The following is a 14,996-nucleotide window of genomic DNA, read 5'->3' on the forward strand; positions in this document are numbered from 1 at the left end:
TTTATTTATGAGTGCGTGACCTCTTGCGTGAGTAAAAGAAAAATAGCGTTAATTCTTGACGAATTAACGCTATTTTTAGTGGTGGAGGCGATGGGAGTCGAACCCATGTCCGAAAAGAGTTCAGTGCAGGTATCTCCGGGTGCAGGCGATCTACAACATTCCCGCCGCGCCACGCCGATCGTCAGGCTAGCGCATTGGTAGCTTCATGAGTTCCTGCCGGTCCGCAAAGCTTAGGTCCGTTCAGGTGCTGTGTCTAAAGGACGCCCCGGCCCCACACGACACAAGAGTGGGCGGAACGCGCAGCACTCAGGCTGCGAGCAACTGAGAATTGTTATTGTCAGTTAATTTTTTTGGAGGAGTTATAGAGCAGTTCCCCCACTGCTACCCGCTGCCCAGACCTCGCTCTCCCCGTCGAAACCTTTACGCCCCCTTATAAAGCACACCCTGCGGTGTGCAGAAAGCTTTGGAAAAGTTCCGCTTCAGGAAGCGGTCTGAAAGAATCAATAATACTTGCCGTTGGACTTCATGGCACGGTCAATGGAACGCTTTGCGTCGCGCTGTGCGGCGTCTGCACGCTTATCGTAGAGCTTTTTGCCTTTGCAAAGGCCCACTTCCATTTTTACGCGGCCATGCTTGAAATAAAGCGAGAGCGGCACAAGGGTGTAGCCCTGCAGCTTGCACTGCTGGTGCAGCCGCCGGATCTCACTTTTGTGCGCCAGTAGACGCCGGACACGCATGGGGTCCTGATTGAACATGTTTCCGTGGTCGTAGGGGCTGATATGCATTCCCTTCACCAGCAGCTCACCGTCTTCAATATCGACCCAGCTGTCTTTCAGGTTGACGCCTCCGGCACGCAGGCTTTTCACCTCTGTGCCCTTCAGTTCCACACCCGTTTCCAGCGCTTCCAGAACAAAATACTCGTGGCGCGCTTCACGGTTTGTGGCGATGGTTTTGGTCGCCGGACGCTCTTTGGTGGGTGCCATGCTGCGCGCCTCCTTTCTCCGTTTCTGTTGTATCAGTATACCATTTTTTCACGGTTTTGCAAGAGCTGTTTTTGAAGAAACTGTAAATTATTTCCAAATTACAGCTCGCCACGGCCAGAAAGTGCACGGTACAAGGTGGTCTCGTCTGTGTACTCCAGACTTGCACCTACCGGCAGACCGTAGGCCAGACGGGTGGTTTTGATGCCCAGCGGTTTGATGAGCTTTGCCAGATACATGGCAGTAGCCTCTCCTTCTACCGTCGGGTTCATGGCCATGATCACCTCTTTCACCTTGCCATCCCCCAAGCGGGCCAGAAGCTCCTTGACGCACAGCTGCTCTGCGGTGATGCCGTCCATCGGGCTGAGCAGGCCGTGCAGCACATGGTACAGGCCATGGTATTCCCGGGTGCGCTCAAATGCCTGAACATCGCGGGGCGTTTCCACCACGCAGATGACAGAGGGATCCCGCTTTGTGCTGGCACAGATGGGGCAAAGCTCTGCCTCCGTATAGTTCTGGCAGATGCGGCAGCGATGAAGCTTGGTGTGAGCACCCTGGATTGCACCTGCCAGAGCTGCAGCGTCTTCATCCGACATGCTCAGTACCTGATATGCCATACGGGTAGCACCCTTGCGCCCGATGCCCGGAAATTTGCTGAACTCTTCGATCAGCTTTTCCAGCGGGGCTGCAGTATAGCCCATGTTCTTCCCTCCTGCCGGATCAGAGACCGGGGATGTTCATGCCGCCGGTCAGCTTGCCCATTTCAGCTTCGGCCGTTTCGTCCACCTGCTTGACGGTAGCATTGATGGCTGCAGCCACCATATCTTCCAGCATTTCAATATCATCCGGGTCCACAGCCTCCGGCTTGATGCTGATGGACAGCACCTCGTGCTTGCCATTCATCCTGACCGTGACCATTTCACCGGCAGCACTGCCAGTGTACTCAGCAGCTTCCAGTTCGGCCTGCTTTGCCTTCATGTCCTCCTGCATCTTCTGTGCCTGACGCATGAGGGCGTTCATATCGGGGCGGCCAAAGCCTGCGGGCATTCTTGCTTTCATAGTTGGTTTACTCCTTTTATTTATTGACCCTCTCAGTCAACCCCTTCGGGAGAGCTGGCGCGCATGCGCCTGAGAGGGTTTTATTGCTTATGATCTCTTTTTTCTTGCGGAATCTTCAATGGACACATCCAGACCCAGCTTTTCCAGTGCCCTGAGAGACTGTTCCGCATTGGAAACAGCCTTGCCTGCCGTTTTGGGCTCATAGGGTCCGATGGGCACTGCCACGCCGGATACATTGGCGATCAGCTTTTTGATGAGCCGCTGGCTGTCCTTATTGGCGCGGATAAAATCCCGGAAGGTCTTTCCGCCGTCGATCAGCACACGGGTACCGTCGAAATAGGCTTTTGACTTGCGCAGGTAGGTGTACAGCATGGGGTCTTTTTCCTGCAGCTGCTGCACCACCTGCTCCCAGTACGGGAAGGGAGCGATTCCCTCCTGTACCGTCTTATCGGACTTGCCGGGTACAGGGTCTGCCGTTTTTTCCTGCACCGGCGGGACAGACGGCTGCTGAACCGGTTCCGGGGCAGCGGGCTGCTCCACCGATGCGGGTGGTTCCTCCCACGGCAAAGGAGTTTCTGTCTGCTGCACCGGCGGTTCCTCGGGAAGCGGCAGTGTTTCCTCCGCCGGAGCAGGAGATATTTCTGCCTGTTCCGGCTCTACAGTCTGCGGTACGGATGCAGCAGGCACCGCCGACTGCACCGGAACAGCTTCCTGGGGCTGCGCCGGTGTCGGTTCGGCGGTCGGAGCAGGCCGGGCCGGAGCACTTGCAAATGGCTGCGCCGCCGGTGCCGAAGCAAACGGCTGCACGACTGCAGGCTGAGCCGCCGCACGGGCAGGCACGGCCTGTACGGGTACCGCCTGCATCTGCTGAGGCGGCTCCGAAAGGCTGAACAAGGCAAGTTCCAGCTCAATGCGCTGGTCGCTGCCGCGGGTCATGTGCTCCAGCGCACTGCCCAGAGCACGGATCGCACGGATGGCCTCCCGCTGTCCCAGCTGAGGGCCTTTTTCCAGATAAAGGGCTTCTTCCTCCGGCGAAACACCGGACAGCAGCGCCTGCCCGCCGGGCAGCGCCGCCAGCATCAGGGCACGATAGTGGGCGATCAGCTCCTCTGTCAGGCGCTTGACGTCCACCGACTGCTGACGCAGCTGGGCAAGCTGTGCCAGTGCCGCAGCACCGTCCTGCGCTTCCAGCGCATCCGAAATACGGAACAAATAGCTGCGGTCGGTCACGCCGGCCATACGGCGCACCACATCTGCGTCGATCTTCGCTGTCACGCCGGCGCAGGTGTCCAGAATGGACAGTGCATCGCGCAGTGCGCCATCTGCCAGACGGGCGATCAGCTCGGCTCCGTCCGGGGTCAGCTCCAGCTTTTCCTCCCCTGCGATATACTCCACCCGGCGGGCAATGTCCTCCGGCCCGATGCGGGTAAAGTCATACCGCTGGCAGCGGGACAGAATGGTGGCAGGCACCTTCTGGATCTCGGTCGTTGCCAGAATAAAGATGACATGGGCAGGCGGCTCTTCCAGTGTCTTGAGCAGTGCATTGAAGGCTGCTGTGGACAGCATGTGCACCTCATCGATAATGTATACCTTATATTTACAGGCGCTGGGCGTGTAAGCAGTCTCATCGCGCAGGTCGCGGATATCATCCACGCCGTTGTTGGAGGCAGCATCCATTTCCACCACATCCAGAATGCTGCCGTTGTCGATGCCCCTGCAGATCTCGCACTCGCCGCAGGGGTCGCCATTTACCGGATGCAGGCAGTTGACCGCCTTTGCAAAAATTTTAGCGCAGGTGGTTTTGCCGGTGCCGCGCACACCGGTGAACAGATAGGCGTGGCCCACACGGTTTGCCGTGATCTGATTTTTCAGAGCGGTGACGATGGCCCGCTGGCCCACTACGTCTTCAAAGCGCTGGGGTCTCCACTTGCGGTACAATGCGCGATACATGGTCTGTTCCCCCTTCCCGGCAAATCTGCAAACAAAAAGGACAGCGCACGACGGGGTTTTGTCCCCGCCTTGCGTAACTCGGCATACGGATGCAGGCTTACTGAAACGCACGAACGCACTGCTTAAGGCTGCTTGGTTCCCCACCTGACCTGGTTCACAGCGAATCCATCGTACAGGACCCGCATCCGTATGCCGAACCACGCAGCAGGCGCTGTCCGACACATTCATTGAATGCTAGGATATTGTACCATAAACGCAGGCAGATTGCAAGAGGGGCACGGCCGGTTTTTGCCGGTGCAAAAAAGCTGCGCCGGACGATTTAAAATGGCCTCCGCTGCGCTCTGGCCATTGTTCAGGGAATTGCATTTTAATATTTGAGGTTCCGAAACACCTGCGGGCGTTTCGGAACCTCTTTTTCACCGAAGGGGTCGCAACCGGAAACGGTATCTGAAACAATAGATGGTACTATTCTATCGCAAGACAAGATAAATCGGGTTATTTTTCTTCACGACTTCTCTCGTGAAAATGCCCAAAGCACTGCGGAGGGCATCCCTGATCGTTCTCACGCAAAAAAGACTGCCGCACAAAAAAGTACGACAGTCTTTGAAAAGGCAGATGCTATTCAGCCGGTCGGCAGTTTAGGACTGGCAGGCAGTGATCAGGCTCATCTTGTAGACCTCGTCTGCGTTGCAGCCACGGGACAGGTCGTTGATGGGAGCGTTCAGGCCCTGCAGGATGGGGCCGTAAGCTGCGTAGCCGCCCAGACGCTGAGCGATCTTGTAGCCGATGTTGCCGGCCTCGATGCAGGGGAAGATGAAGGTGTTGGCCTGACCAGCCACCTTGCTGCCCTTGCACTTGACCTGTGCAACCTCGGGAGCAACGGCAGCGTCAAACTGCAGCTCGCCGTCCACAGCCAGCTCGGGGTCCATTTCCTGAGCCTTGATGACAGCGTCATGGCTCAGAGCGACCGTGCCGCCCTTGCCGGAGCCCTTGGTGGAGAAGCTCAGCACTGCAACCTTCGGGTCAATGCCGAACAGCTTTGCGGTCTTGGCAGTCTCAACAGCGACCTCAGCCAGCTTTGCAGCAGCAGAGACCTTGACCTCGCCGGTAGCCTTATCAACGGTATCGGTGTAGTCGATGTTCACGGCGCAGTCGCCCATGGCAATGCGCTTCAGGCCCTCTTCGCCGCAGTCGCGGTCCAGAATAAAGCAAGAGCTCACCAGATGTGCGCCCTTCTTGGTCTTGACCAGCTGCAGGGCGGGACGGATGGTATCGGCGGTGGAGTAGGTAGCGCCGCCCAGCAGGCAGTCAGCCTTGCCCATCTTCACCAGCATGGTGCCAAAGTAGTTGGACTTTTTCAGCAGAGCAGTGCACTCCTCAGCGGTCTGCTTGCCCTTGCGCAGCTCCACCATGGTGTTGACCATCTCATCGAAGCCTGCGTAGTTCTCAGGGTCGATGATCTCGGCAGCGGAAATATCAAAATTACCGGCGGCGGCAGCAGCCTTGCACTCAGCCTCGTTGCCCACCATGACGACCTTCAGCACGCCCTCAGCCAGCAGCTTTGCAGCAGCCTCCAGAATGCGGGGATCATTGCCCTCGGTGAAAACGATCGTCTTGGGATTTGCCTTCAGCTGTGCTACCAGCGGTGCAAACATATCAGCCATTGTGATTACCTCCGAATTAACTTTCCAATATTCGCATCCCGGCGTCTGTTGGACACAAGGATGCCTTTCTTCTTTATTCTAGCACACCCGGCAAAAAGTTCAAGACAAAATTGGCTTTTTGTGCTATTATTTTAGGAGAAAAAGCGTTTCTATTTGTGAATAAAATATCATACTGCTTCAAGAGGAGATCGTGTCGTCATGGATTGGGAAACTTTGCGATCGGGCTGTCTGGCCTGCACACGCTGCGAGCTGTGCAAGACCCGCACCAACGTGGTGTTCGGTCAGGGTGTTGAAAATGCCGAAGTATTGTTTGTAGGCGAAGGCCCCGGCCAGAGCGAGGATGAACAGGGCCTGCCTTTTGTGGGCCGCAGCGGCCAGCTGCTGGATCGATATCTGTTTGCCATCGATCTGGACCGCAGCCGGAACTGCTATATTGCCAACATCGTCAAATGCCGCCCGCCCCAGAACCGGGACCCGCTGCCCGCCGAGAGCGAGGCCTGCATGCCCTGGCTGCGGGAACAGTTCCGTCTGCTGCGGCCAAAGATCGTGGTCTGTCTGGGCCGCATTGCCGCGCAGCGGATGATCCGCCCGGACTTTTCGGTGACAAAGGAGCACGGGCAGTTCATCGAGAAGGGCGGCATCCTGTTCATGGGCACCTTCCACCCTGCTGCCCTGCTGCGTCAGCCGCAGAACAAGCCCACTGCCTTCGAGGATTTTGTCGCCCTGCGGGAGACCATTGAAAAGGTGTGTGACCATACCTATCAATAAGAACGAACCAAACCCTTCCCTTTTGCATACTGTAAAGCAAAAGAGAGGTGTTCAGTTATGGAAACCACACGGCACGATCCCATTGATTTTTTTCTGGGTGCGACCACACCTGCCGGATTCAAGGGCTACTTTGAACCGCTGCGCCGCGAACCCGGGATGCAGATGTACCTGATCAAAAGCGGGCCGGGCTGCGGCAAATCCACTTTGATGAAGCGGCTGGCCCGCGCTGCAGAGCAGAACGGCCTGCTTACCCAGCGCATCCACTGCGCCAGCGACCCGGACAGTCTGGACGGCGTGATCCTGCCCGGGCAGCGCCGGGCCATCGTGGACGCCACCGCGCCCCACGTGGTGGAACCGGATGCCCCGGGAGCGGATGAGGTAGTGGTGAGCCTGTATCATACCATCGACGCCGAAAAGCTGCATCTGCACACTGAGGAGGTAAAAGCGCTGTTTGCCCGCAACGCCATCCTGCGCAGCCGGGCGGCGCGGTATATCGCTTCGGCGGGCAGTCTGCTTCTGGACAGCCGCCGGGCCGAGGCATGCAGTGCCAATTTTGACAAGGTGCGCCGCTACGTCAAGCGTTTGTGCGCCCGGGTGCTGCCGCGCACCGAGGGCACCGGCACCGAGGAGCTGCGGCTGCTCTCCGCCGTCACGCCCAAGGGTGAGGTATTCTATCAGGGTACCGTGCAGGCACTTGCCAGCAAGTTCATCGTGTTCCGGGACGATTATGGCGCAGTGTCGCGGCTTTTGCTGGAACTCATCCGCGCCGAAGCCCTGACCCGGGGCTACCACCTCATCACCTGCCCCTGCGCCATGCACCCGGATGACAAGATCGACCACATCCTCATCCCGGAGCTGAAGCTTGCCTTCCTCACGGACAATCGCTGGCATCCGGTGCAGCTGCCCGGCGTGCAGGCCGTGCGCTGCAGCCGCTTCCTTGACCGGGAAAATCTGGCCGGGTATCGTGCACGGCTGCGCTTCAACGAGCGCGCCGCTGCAGAATTGCTGGAGCAGGCCAGTGCCCTGATGGCACAGGCCAAGAGCTGCCACGACGAGCTGGAGACCTACTACCGTGCAGCCGTGGATTTTGGCAAGGTGGATGCGGCAGCAAAAGAATGCATTAGAATGTTTGAATTGGATTAGCTTTTTTACGGAAAGAGCATTTCAAAGCAAAGGAAGTGAACCGCCTTGTCCTCTATCCATCTGCCCATCCGCCAGCTGGTGGAGTTTCTGCTGCGCACCGGCAGCATCGACAGCCGTTTTACCGGCTTTGACCGCGCACTGGAAGGTGCACGCATCCACCGCAAGCTGCAAAAAGCGGCCGGAGAGGACTATCAGGCCGAGGTGTTTCTCTCCGCCGAGCGGCAGGCAGAGGGGCTCACGTTCCTTCTGGAAGGACGTGCGGACGGCATTTTTGCCGACGGTTCCGGCACGACGGTCATTGACGAGATCAAGACCACCGCTGTCCCCTATGAAGCGATCACCGAGGATATGAACCCCTGCCACTGGGCGCAGGGCATGGTATACGGTGCCATTTACTGCGCCCGGCAAAACCTGCCGGAGTTGAACGTCCAGCTGACCTATTATCAGATCGATACGGATCAGATCATCCGCTTTGTGCGTCACTTTTCCGCACCGGAGCTGGAGCAGTTTCTGCACAAACTCCTTTGTCAGTACGCACCATGGGCACGGCGGCAGCTGGACTGGGCGGCAAGGCGCAGCCAGAGCCTTGCCGCTCTGCCGTTTCCTTTTGCGCAGTACCGCCCCGGGCAGCGGGCACTGGCGGGGGAAGTCTACCGCGCCTGCCGTGCCGGAAGGGATGCCGACCACAAAGGCGGCAGCCGTCTGTTCTGTCAGGCACCCACCGGCATCGGCAAGACCATGAGCGTCCTCTTCCCCGCCCTGCGGGCCATGGGTGAGGGCAGCGGCGAAAAGCTCTTTTACCTCACCGCCCGCAATACGACTCAGGCCGCGGCCGAGGATGCCATTGCCCGGCTGCGCACTGCCGCGCCGGAGCTTGCGCTGCGCAGCGTGACCCTGACCGCCAAGGAAAAGGTCTGTCTTCACCCGGACCCGGAAGGGCATCCTGCCTGTCTGCCGGAGCTTTGTCCCTATGCCAACGGCTACTATGATCGCATCAAAGATGCCCTGTCCGCACTGCTGGACGATACCGGCAGCTTTGACCGCGCCGCGCTGGCCGGGGCGGCAAAGCGTTTTTCGGTGTGTCCCTTTGAGCTGGGGCTGGACCTGAGCGAATGGTGCGATGTGGTGATCGGCGACTATAATTATCTGTTCGACCCCGTCGTACACCTGAAGCGGTTCTTTGATGCTTCCGGCGACTGGCTGTTCCTGATCGACGAGGCACACAACCTTCCCGACCGTGCCAGAGCCATGTACTCCGCACGCTTTTTCAAAAGCAGTCTGACCGAGGCAAAACGCGCCCTTGGCAAAGGGAAAAGTTCCCTCCGGACCGCGCTGACCCGCGCAGACCGGGCGTTTCTGGATGTCCGGAAAGCCTGCGTGCGTCTGGCACCGCGCCGCGGCCAGACCAGCGCACCGGAAACCGACACCGCTCAGACCACTCTTCTGCCGTCTTTGCAGGACCCTGTGCCGGAGATGCCCGAGCCGCTGTATGCACAGGACGGCACCGTGTTTTTGCGGGAGCTTCCATCTGCCCTGCTCAGCCCGCTGCGGGCGGTGCAGGCTCCCTTGCAGGATTGGCTGGAAGCGAACCCGGACGCAGATGCCCATGCACAGCTGTTGGAGCTTTATTTTGCAGTGCAGGATATCCTCCGCTCTTCCGAGCGGTACGACAGCCATTTTGTCACCCAGCTGACTGCCCGTGGCAGTGAGCTGGAACTGCAGCTATTGTGTCTGGACCCGGCGCCCTTTGTGGAGGCCAGCCTTGCTGCCGGGCGCAGTGCAGCCCTATTCAGTGCAACACTTACCCCGCCCAGCTATTATCGTGGCGTGCTGGGCTGCGCGGATGCCCGGGCCGTGGCGCTGCCCAGCCCCTTCCCCGCCGAAAATCTCGGTCTTTACTGCATGGCAAATATCTCCACCCGCTACCGCGACCGAGAAACCAGTGTGCAGGCCGTTTCGGATGCACTGGCCCGGCTGACCAGCGGAAAAGCCGGCAACTATCTGGCGTTTTTCCCAAGTTACGCCTATCTCCGGCAGGTATACGAAGATTTTGCAGCACGTCACCCGGACATCCGCACACTTGTGCAGGAGAGCGGCGCAGACGATGCTGCCCGGGCAGAATTTCTTGCACAATTTGTGCCGCAGCCAAAAGAAACTCTGCTGGGTTTTGGGGTGCTGGGCGGTGTTTTTGGCGAGGGTGTGGATCTTGCAGGCGACCGACTCATCGGGTGTGCGATCGTGGGGGTCGGTCTGCCGCAGGTGAACCCCCAGCAGGAAATGCTGCGCCGCTACTACGATGCACAAAACGGCTCCGGATTCGACTATGCCTACCGCTATCCCGGCATGAACAAGGTGCTGCAGGCCGCCGGGCGGGTCATCCGCACACCGGAGGACAGGGGTGTGGTGCTTTTGCTGGACGACCGCTTTGCCCGGCCGGATTATGCCCGGCTGTTCCCGCCGCACTGGCAGCACATCCGGTATCTGCACAGCGCCGAGGAGCTTGGGCAGGCGCTGCAGGATTTCTGGCAGAAATAGCCGCAGACAAAAGCCACCGCCTTTCCGATCTTCCGATCGGTCCGGCGGTGGCTTTATTTTGTCTTATTTGCGACGGCCCGGCATCATTTCTGGTGCTGCAGTGTCTCCCATGGCGGCATCTCGCTGCGCAGCTTTTCCCACATGGGCATTGCCGTACCGGTCTGCCTGCGCAGAGCCTCAAAGGCCTCGTCCAGATATTTCATTTCGGACACCGCGTTCATTGCGTGGTCCGATGCACACAAACGGCCCAGCGGCGTTTTTGCCATCACGAGCACCATGGCTTCCACCTGACGGCGGCCTGCAGAACCCGGCTTGTAAACATCCGTGTTTTCCTTGTCATTCACCGGGATGCCGGCGTCCTTGAGCATCAGACAGGCTTCATAGGCGGCATCGATCATCGCTCCGCGCTGCTGTCGGGTGGCGCGGGTCAGGTCTCCATTGCAGGCGTAGCAGACATAGCACACCGGCAGGATAAAGGCAATGTGACACTTGAGCCACTCGTCCATATCACTGTAGAAGGTAAGCTTATATTTCGTGCCGTCAAAGGCAGTCTTGAGCCGGATGCGGAACGCACCGGACAGCGGTGCTGTTGCGCCGCCCACCGTCATGCCCACCCCGACGTGCGCGCTGACCACGCGGCCATGTTCCCGGTGCCCTGCGGAGTTCTGGAAGCCGAATGCGATCTTATCAGCCGGACGCTGCATGTACTCCAAGACCTGCTTTGCATGAGGGTCGTTGCCCACGAACACAAAGTACTGGCTCCTGTTCGCCTTGAGCACAGGCAGCACATCCGGCAGCTGCCCTGCCTGCACCACCACAAAAACAAGGTCATAGAAGTCATCCGGCGCAAGGACATCAATGGTCTTTACACGTTCTGTGGTTGTTCTGCGCTGCGCCCAGTGGCGGATGACCAGACCTTTCTGGTCGATCATCTCCTTCCACTCACCGCGTGCAAGCAGCGTTACAACGTTCTTTTTGTTCTGCAGCAGCACATGCGTCAGCTCACAGCCCAAAACGCCCGCACCATAAACCAGGATCCTCATACCGATACGCCTCCCTTGATGTGTGTTAGGGTCCGCTTATTTTTTCAAGAACGAGAAAAAGCCTTTTTTCTCGTAAGGTGCACTCTTTACGCCTTTGACCTCGTAACCGGTGGCATTGATGGCATCCCGCAGCTTCTGCTCATCCAGCGGCTGCTCCGAGTGGATCACGGTCTGCCCCTTGGCCTGCGAGGATGCGACCTTTTTCGCCTCCGGAAAGGCCTTGCGCACTGCTTCGTTGACATGGCTCTCGCACATGCCGCACATCATACCATCTACTTTTACGATCGTTTCAATCATTTTATTCCCCTCCAGATGTCCTGCGCACACCGGCCCACAGGTATCCGCTCTGTTAGGAAATACTAACCGCCGTTTCAAACAAAACGCCGCCGAGAACTGCCCCGGCAGCGGTGCGGAGCGGTTCCCTGTCTGCTGTCGGGTCTGCTCAGAAAAATGCACGCATGGTTTCTTGTCTTCATCATATCACACCGGTCGGATAAATGCAAGATAAAAATACCCCGCACCGGTGTCCCGTCTGTGTCAGTATTCAATGCCCTTCCGGGCCGCGATGCCCCTCTGGTACGGGTGGCGGCAGCACTTCATCTCGGTCACATAGTCCGCAGCATCCAGCATCCACTGCGGAGCGGCATGAGCGGTCAGGACACACTCCTGCGCTGCAGGCCGGGCCAGCACAGCCTTTTGCAGCAGGGCCTTATCCACCATATCCAGTTCCCACGCACTGCCCGCTTCATCCAGCACCAGAAGATCGGCGTCTTCGGTCATAGCAGCAGCAAGGTTCCGGTTTTGCAGATCGCGGGTGGCAGCCTTTTCTGCTTCGTTCATCTGGAACACGAATTTCTGCCCGGCCTTGCCCCGGTAGATCTTTGCGCCCAGCTGTTCCAGCAGTGGGATCTCGCCGCTCTGTCCTCCCTTGAGAAACTGCAGGACCACCACCTTTTTTCCGCTGCCCAGCGCCCGCAGCGCAAGGCCCATGGCAGCGGTGGTCTTGCCCTTGCCGTCGCCGTAATATAGATGTAACAGCCCTGTACGCTCCATGGTCATTTCTCCTTTTGTCTTTGTGTTTATGGTAACACAAACTCTGCAAAAAAGAAAGAGGAAGCACCCGAAGGCGCTTCCTCTTTCAAACAGAGCGATATTTACTGATACAGCGGGAAGTCCTGAGTCAGCTTCAGCACACGGTCGCTGATCTCGTCCTTCTTTTCGTCATAATGCCAGATGCAGTCGGCAATGCAGTCCGCAATGACCTTCATTTCGGCTACGCCCATGCCGCGGGTAGTGACAGCCGGAGTGCCCAGACGCACGCCGGAAGTCACAAAGGGACTGCGGGTCTCGCCGGGAACGGTGTTTTTGTTGGCGGTGATGTGCACACTGTCCAGACGTGCTTCCAGCTCCTTGCCGGTGCACTCCTCGTCGCGCAGGTCAATGAGCATCAGATGGTTGTCGGTGCCGCCGGATACCAGCTTGACGCCGCGAGCCTGCAGCGCATCTGCCAGAGCCTTTGCATTTTCCACGATCTTGCGGGCATACTCCTTGAACTCCGGCTTCAGCGCCTCGCCAAAGCAGACAGCCTTTGCAGCGATGACATGCTCCAGCGGGCCGCCCTGCGTGCCGGGGAACACAGCGGAGTTGATGCGCTTTGCAAGGATCGGGTTGTTGGTCAGGATCAGGCCGCCGCGGGGGCCACGCAGGGTCTTGTGGGTGGTGGTGGTCACAACATCTGCATAGGGCACGGGGCTCTGATGATAGCCGCCTGCCACCAGACCGGCAATGTGGGCCATATCCACCATCAGATATGCACCATAGCCGTGGGCGATCTCAGCGATCTTTTCAAAGTCGATGGCACGCGGATAGGCGGATGCACCGGCCACGATCAGCTTGGGGCGGACCTTCTTGACCTGCTTTTCCAGCTCGGCGTAATCGATCACGCCGTCGGCGTTGACACCGTAAGAGACGAAGTTATAGTTCTTGCCGGACATGTTCACCGGAGAGCCGTGGGTCAGATGACCGCCCTGAGACAGATCCATGCCCATGACGGTATCGCCCAGATCCAGCAGAGCAAAATAAACTGCCAGATTGGCCTGTGCACCGGAGTGCGGCTGGACATTGGCATATTTTGCGCCGAACAGTTTGCAGGCACGCTCGATGGCAATGTTCTCCACCTCGTCCACATAGACGCAGCCGCCATAGTAGCGCTTGCCGGGCAGGCCCTCAGCATACTTGTTGGTCAGGATGCTGCCCATTGCGGCCATGACGGCGGGAGAGACGATGTTCTCACTGGCGATCAGTTCAATGTTCTGGCGCTGACGGTTCAGCTCGCGATCCATGGCTGCAGCCAGCTCCGGATCAACGGTATTGACCAGACCGATGGTGTCCATCATTTCATTGTACATAATATTCTACCCCTCTCAATTTCCGGAGAAAGCCCCGGATCTCTTCAAGCCACCCTGCTCCGCGCACGAACCGAATTGCTTTCTCTTATCATAGCAGAAAGCTGCAGAATCTTCAACTTCCATTTTGACAAAAGGCTTGCTTTTTTCGTCTGAAGTGTTTATTATACTTGTATAAAAATGCAATGTTGTTTTTGTATATTTTTCAAGTCAGTCAACCTTCAGATGAAGCGAGGTGTTCTCCGGTGACGGTCAGCGAACAAAAGCAGGCACAGCGCCGGGCAGGCCGTGCCGCACGCAGAGCGCTTTCTGCTCAGGCACGCGCCGCAGCAAATGCAGCCCTGTGTGCGAACCTCTGGCAGCTGGATGCCGTACAGAATGCGCAGACCATCCTGCTGTACGCGGCGTTTGGTTCCGAAGCCGACCTTTCTGCCTTTGCGGAAAAGGCGCAGGCGCAAGGCAAAACGCTGGCCTATCCGGTGTGCGGCGAGGCGTATTCCCTTACCGCCGCTGTGCCCGGCCCGGACGGCTGGGCGGTGGGACAGTACGGCATCCGCACCCCCATCCTGAGCCGGTCGGAGATTCTGCTGCCGGAAGCGCTGGATCTGGTCCTTGTGCCTTGCACGGCTTTTGATGCAGACTGCTTCCGGGTCGGCATGGGCAAGGGTTATTATGACCGCTTTCTTCCCCGCTGCACCCATGCGGGAAAGATCGGCATTGCATTTGAAGCGCAGCGGGTCGCCCGTGCCGCCGTGGACAGGCATGACCAGCGGCTGGACGCCTATGTAACAGAGAGAGGTATTTACCAATGGAAATGATGAAGCGGAGCTGTGAGCAGTTTCTGGCAGAACTGGCCGGCAAAGCGCCCACGCCGGGCGGCGGCGGCACAGCGGCACTGGTGGGTGCCGCCGGTGTAGCACTTGGCAGCATGGTGGGCAGCCTGACCATCGGCAAAAAGAAATATGCCGCTGTGGAAGCGGGCATTCAGGCCCTGAATGCCCGGTCTGACATCCTGCGCAAAGAGCTGGAAGCTCTGGTGCAGGCCGACGCGGAGGCCTTTGCGCCGCTGGCCGCAGCCTATGGCCTGCCGAAAGACACGCCGGAACAGGCCGCACACAAAGCCGCCGTACTGGAAAGCGCACTGGACGCCGCCTGTGCGGTGCCGCTGCAGATCATGGAAAAATGCGCTGAGGGCATTGTGCTGGTGGAAGAATACGCCGCCAAGGGCAGCGTGATGGCCGTCTCGGACGCAGGCTGCGCAGCCGCTCTGTGCAAGGCAGCCTTGCAGGCCGCAAGCCTGAATGTGTTCATCAACACAAAGCTGATGACAGACCGTGCGCATGCTGCGGAACTGGACGCAAAAGCGGATAAATTACTGGGTGAATTTGTACCGAAAGCAGATGCCGTGTTTGCATCGGTGACGGAGAAATTACGGATGCGGTGACCTAC

At 58.4% G+C, this 14,996-nt stretch carries 14 protein-coding genes and 2 other RNA genes; 5 read left to right on the top strand and 11 right to left on the bottom strand.

All coding sequences use genetic code 11. From position 1 onward, the window contains the following. Positions 1–79: 79 nt before the first annotated feature. The 7 genes from ssrA to pta all read right to left on the bottom strand — a co-directional run bounded on the left by ssrA (position 80) and on the right by pta (position 5,653). Positions 80–430, bottom strand: a transfer-messenger RNA (tmRNA) gene (gene ssrA / locus ACKXF9_RS11825). Between the two features lie 70 nt (positions 431–500). Further along, positions 501–983 carry an SsrA-binding protein SmpB gene (gene smpB / locus ACKXF9_RS11830; protein WP_005941729.1) on the bottom strand — a complete coding sequence of 161 codons (483 nt, stop codon included), beginning with the start codon at positions 981–983 and terminating at the stop codon, positions 501–503. A gap of 98 nt (positions 984–1,081) precedes the next feature. Beyond that, on the bottom strand, positions 1,082–1,681 hold the full coding sequence (gene recR / locus ACKXF9_RS11835) for a recombination mediator RecR (RefSeq protein ID WP_249238578.1): 600 nt from the start codon (positions 1,679–1,681) through the stop codon (positions 1,082–1,084). A gap of 19 nt (positions 1,682–1,700) precedes the next feature. Then, positions 1,701–2,039, bottom strand: coding sequence for a YbaB/EbfC family nucleoid-associated protein (locus tag ACKXF9_RS11840; protein ID WP_249238577.1), 339 nt, complete (start codon positions 2,037–2,039; stop codon positions 1,701–1,703). Positions 2,040–2,126: 87 nt separating this feature from the next. Continuing rightward, complete coding sequence (gene dnaX / locus ACKXF9_RS11845) at positions 2,127–3,989, bottom strand: DNA polymerase III subunit gamma/tau (protein WP_418266322.1); 1,863 nt, start codon at positions 3,987–3,989, stop codon at positions 2,127–2,129. Positions 3,990–4,075: 86 nt separating this feature from the next. Next, positions 4,076–4,174: signal recognition particle sRNA small type (gene ffs / locus ACKXF9_RS11850), an RNA gene on the bottom strand. Between the two features lie 453 nt (positions 4,175–4,627). After that, positions 4,628–5,653 carry a phosphate acetyltransferase gene (gene pta, locus ACKXF9_RS11855; protein ID WP_418266323.1) on the bottom strand — a complete coding sequence of 342 codons (1,026 nt, stop codon included), beginning with the start codon at positions 5,651–5,653 and terminating at the stop codon, positions 4,628–4,630. Between the two features lie 198 nt (positions 5,654–5,851). Between pta and ACKXF9_RS11860 the strand changes: the two genes are divergently transcribed. Genes ACKXF9_RS11860 through ACKXF9_RS11870 form a run of 3 tightly spaced genes read left to right on the top strand, consistent with a single transcriptional unit; the run spans position 5,852 to position 10,099 of the window. Further along, positions 5,852–6,421 carry a uracil-DNA glycosylase gene (locus ACKXF9_RS11860; protein ID WP_249238573.1) on the top strand — a complete coding sequence of 190 codons (570 nt, stop codon included), beginning with the start codon at positions 5,852–5,854 and terminating at the stop codon, positions 6,419–6,421. A 57-nt stretch (positions 6,422–6,478) separates the two neighbouring features. Continuing rightward, a complete protein-coding gene (locus ACKXF9_RS11865) occupies positions 6,479–7,564 on the top strand; it encodes a hypothetical protein (protein ID WP_418266324.1) in 1,086 nt (361 codons plus the stop codon). Between the two features lie 45 nt (positions 7,565–7,609). Beyond that, entirely contained in the window at positions 7,610–10,099 is a 2,490-nt protein-coding gene (locus ACKXF9_RS11870) for an ATP-dependent DNA helicase (protein ID WP_418266325.1), read from the top strand. Positions 10,100–10,182: 83 nt separating this feature from the next. Here the strand turns inward: ACKXF9_RS11870 and ACKXF9_RS11875 are convergent, their stop codons facing one another. The 4 genes from ACKXF9_RS11875 to glyA all read right to left on the bottom strand — a co-directional run bounded on the left by ACKXF9_RS11875 (position 10,183) and on the right by glyA (position 13,550). Continuing rightward, a complete protein-coding gene (locus ACKXF9_RS11875; RefSeq protein WP_339394744.1) occupies positions 10,183–11,142 on the bottom strand; it encodes a ketopantoate reductase family protein in 960 nt (319 codons plus the stop codon). A 36-nt stretch (positions 11,143–11,178) separates the two neighbouring features. Beyond that, the gene (locus ACKXF9_RS11880; RefSeq protein WP_418266326.1) at positions 11,179–11,439 is read right to left on the bottom strand and encodes a heavy-metal-associated domain-containing protein; all 261 of its coding nucleotides are present in this window, start codon (positions 11,437–11,439) and stop codon (positions 11,179–11,181) included. A 240-nt stretch (positions 11,440–11,679) separates the two neighbouring features. Then, positions 11,680–12,195 (bottom strand): cob(I)yrinic acid a,c-diamide adenosyltransferase, encoded by a 516-nt coding sequence (locus ACKXF9_RS11885; RefSeq protein WP_418266327.1) that lies wholly within the window; start codon positions 12,193–12,195, stop codon positions 11,680–11,682. A gap of 101 nt (positions 12,196–12,296) precedes the next feature. Beyond that, the gene (glyA, locus tag ACKXF9_RS11890; RefSeq protein ID WP_339394741.1) at positions 12,297–13,550 is read right to left on the bottom strand and encodes a serine hydroxymethyltransferase; all 1,254 of its coding nucleotides are present in this window, start codon (positions 13,548–13,550) and stop codon (positions 12,297–12,299) included. Between the two features lie 242 nt (positions 13,551–13,792). Between glyA and ACKXF9_RS11895 the strand changes: the two genes are divergently transcribed. Together ACKXF9_RS11895 and ACKXF9_RS11900 are read left to right on the top strand one after the other, a co-directional pair. Continuing rightward, entirely contained in the window at positions 13,793–14,365 is a 573-nt protein-coding gene (locus ACKXF9_RS11895) for a 5-formyltetrahydrofolate cyclo-ligase (RefSeq protein WP_418266328.1), read from the top strand. After that, positions 14,356–14,991, top strand: a complete 636-nt coding sequence (locus tag ACKXF9_RS11900) for a cyclodeaminase/cyclohydrolase family protein (protein ID WP_418266329.1) — start codon at positions 14,356–14,358, stop codon at positions 14,989–14,991. The genes ACKXF9_RS11895 and ACKXF9_RS11900 overlap by 10 nt, the downstream gene beginning before the upstream one ends. Positions 14,992–14,996: the final 5 nt, after the last annotated feature.

Source organism: Faecalibacterium sp. 9, from assembly GCF_048320955.1.
In the GTDB taxonomy this organism is placed as follows: domain Bacteria; phylum Bacillota; class Clostridia; order Oscillospirales; family Ruminococcaceae; genus Faecalibacterium; species Faecalibacterium wellingii.

Excerpts from the sequence above, each read along its gene's own strand:
- smpB (WP_005941729.1), bottom strand. The coding sequence starts at position 983 with ATGGCACCCACCAAAGAGCGTCCGGCGACCAAAACCATCGCCACAAAC.
- recR (WP_249238578.1), bottom strand. The coding sequence starts at position 1,681 with ATGGGCTATACTGCAGCCCCGCTGGAAAAGCTGATCGAAGAGTTCAGC.
- ACKXF9_RS11840 (WP_249238577.1), bottom strand. The coding sequence starts at position 2,039 with ATGAAAGCAAGAATGCCCGCAGGCTTTGGCCGCCCCGATATGAACGCC.
- dnaX (WP_418266322.1), bottom strand. The coding sequence starts at position 3,989 with ATGTATCGCGCATTGTACCGCAAGTGGAGACCCCAGCGCTTTGAAGAC.
- pta (WP_418266323.1), bottom strand. The coding sequence starts at position 5,653 with ATGGCTGATATGTTTGCACCGCTGGTAGCACAGCTGAAGGCAAATCCC.
- ACKXF9_RS11860 (WP_249238573.1), top strand. The coding sequence starts at position 5,852 with ATGGATTGGGAAACTTTGCGATCGGGCTGTCTGGCCTGCACACGCTGC.
- ACKXF9_RS11865 (WP_418266324.1), top strand. The coding sequence starts at position 6,479 with ATGGAAACCACACGGCACGATCCCATTGATTTTTTTCTGGGTGCGACC.
- ACKXF9_RS11875 (WP_339394744.1), bottom strand. The coding sequence starts at position 11,142 with ATGAGGATCCTGGTTTATGGTGCGGGCGTTTTGGGCTGTGAGCTGACG.
- ACKXF9_RS11880 (WP_418266326.1), bottom strand. The coding sequence starts at position 11,439 with ATGATTGAAACGATCGTAAAAGTAGATGGTATGATGTGCGGCATGTGC.
- ACKXF9_RS11885 (WP_418266327.1), bottom strand. The coding sequence starts at position 12,195 with ATGGAGCGTACAGGGCTGTTACATCTATATTACGGCGACGGCAAGGGC.
- glyA (WP_339394741.1), bottom strand. The coding sequence starts at position 13,550 with ATGTACAATGAAATGATGGACACCATCGGTCTGGTCAATACCGTTGAT.
- ACKXF9_RS11900 (WP_418266329.1), top strand. The coding sequence starts at position 14,356 with ATGGAAATGATGAAGCGGAGCTGTGAGCAGTTTCTGGCAGAACTGGCC.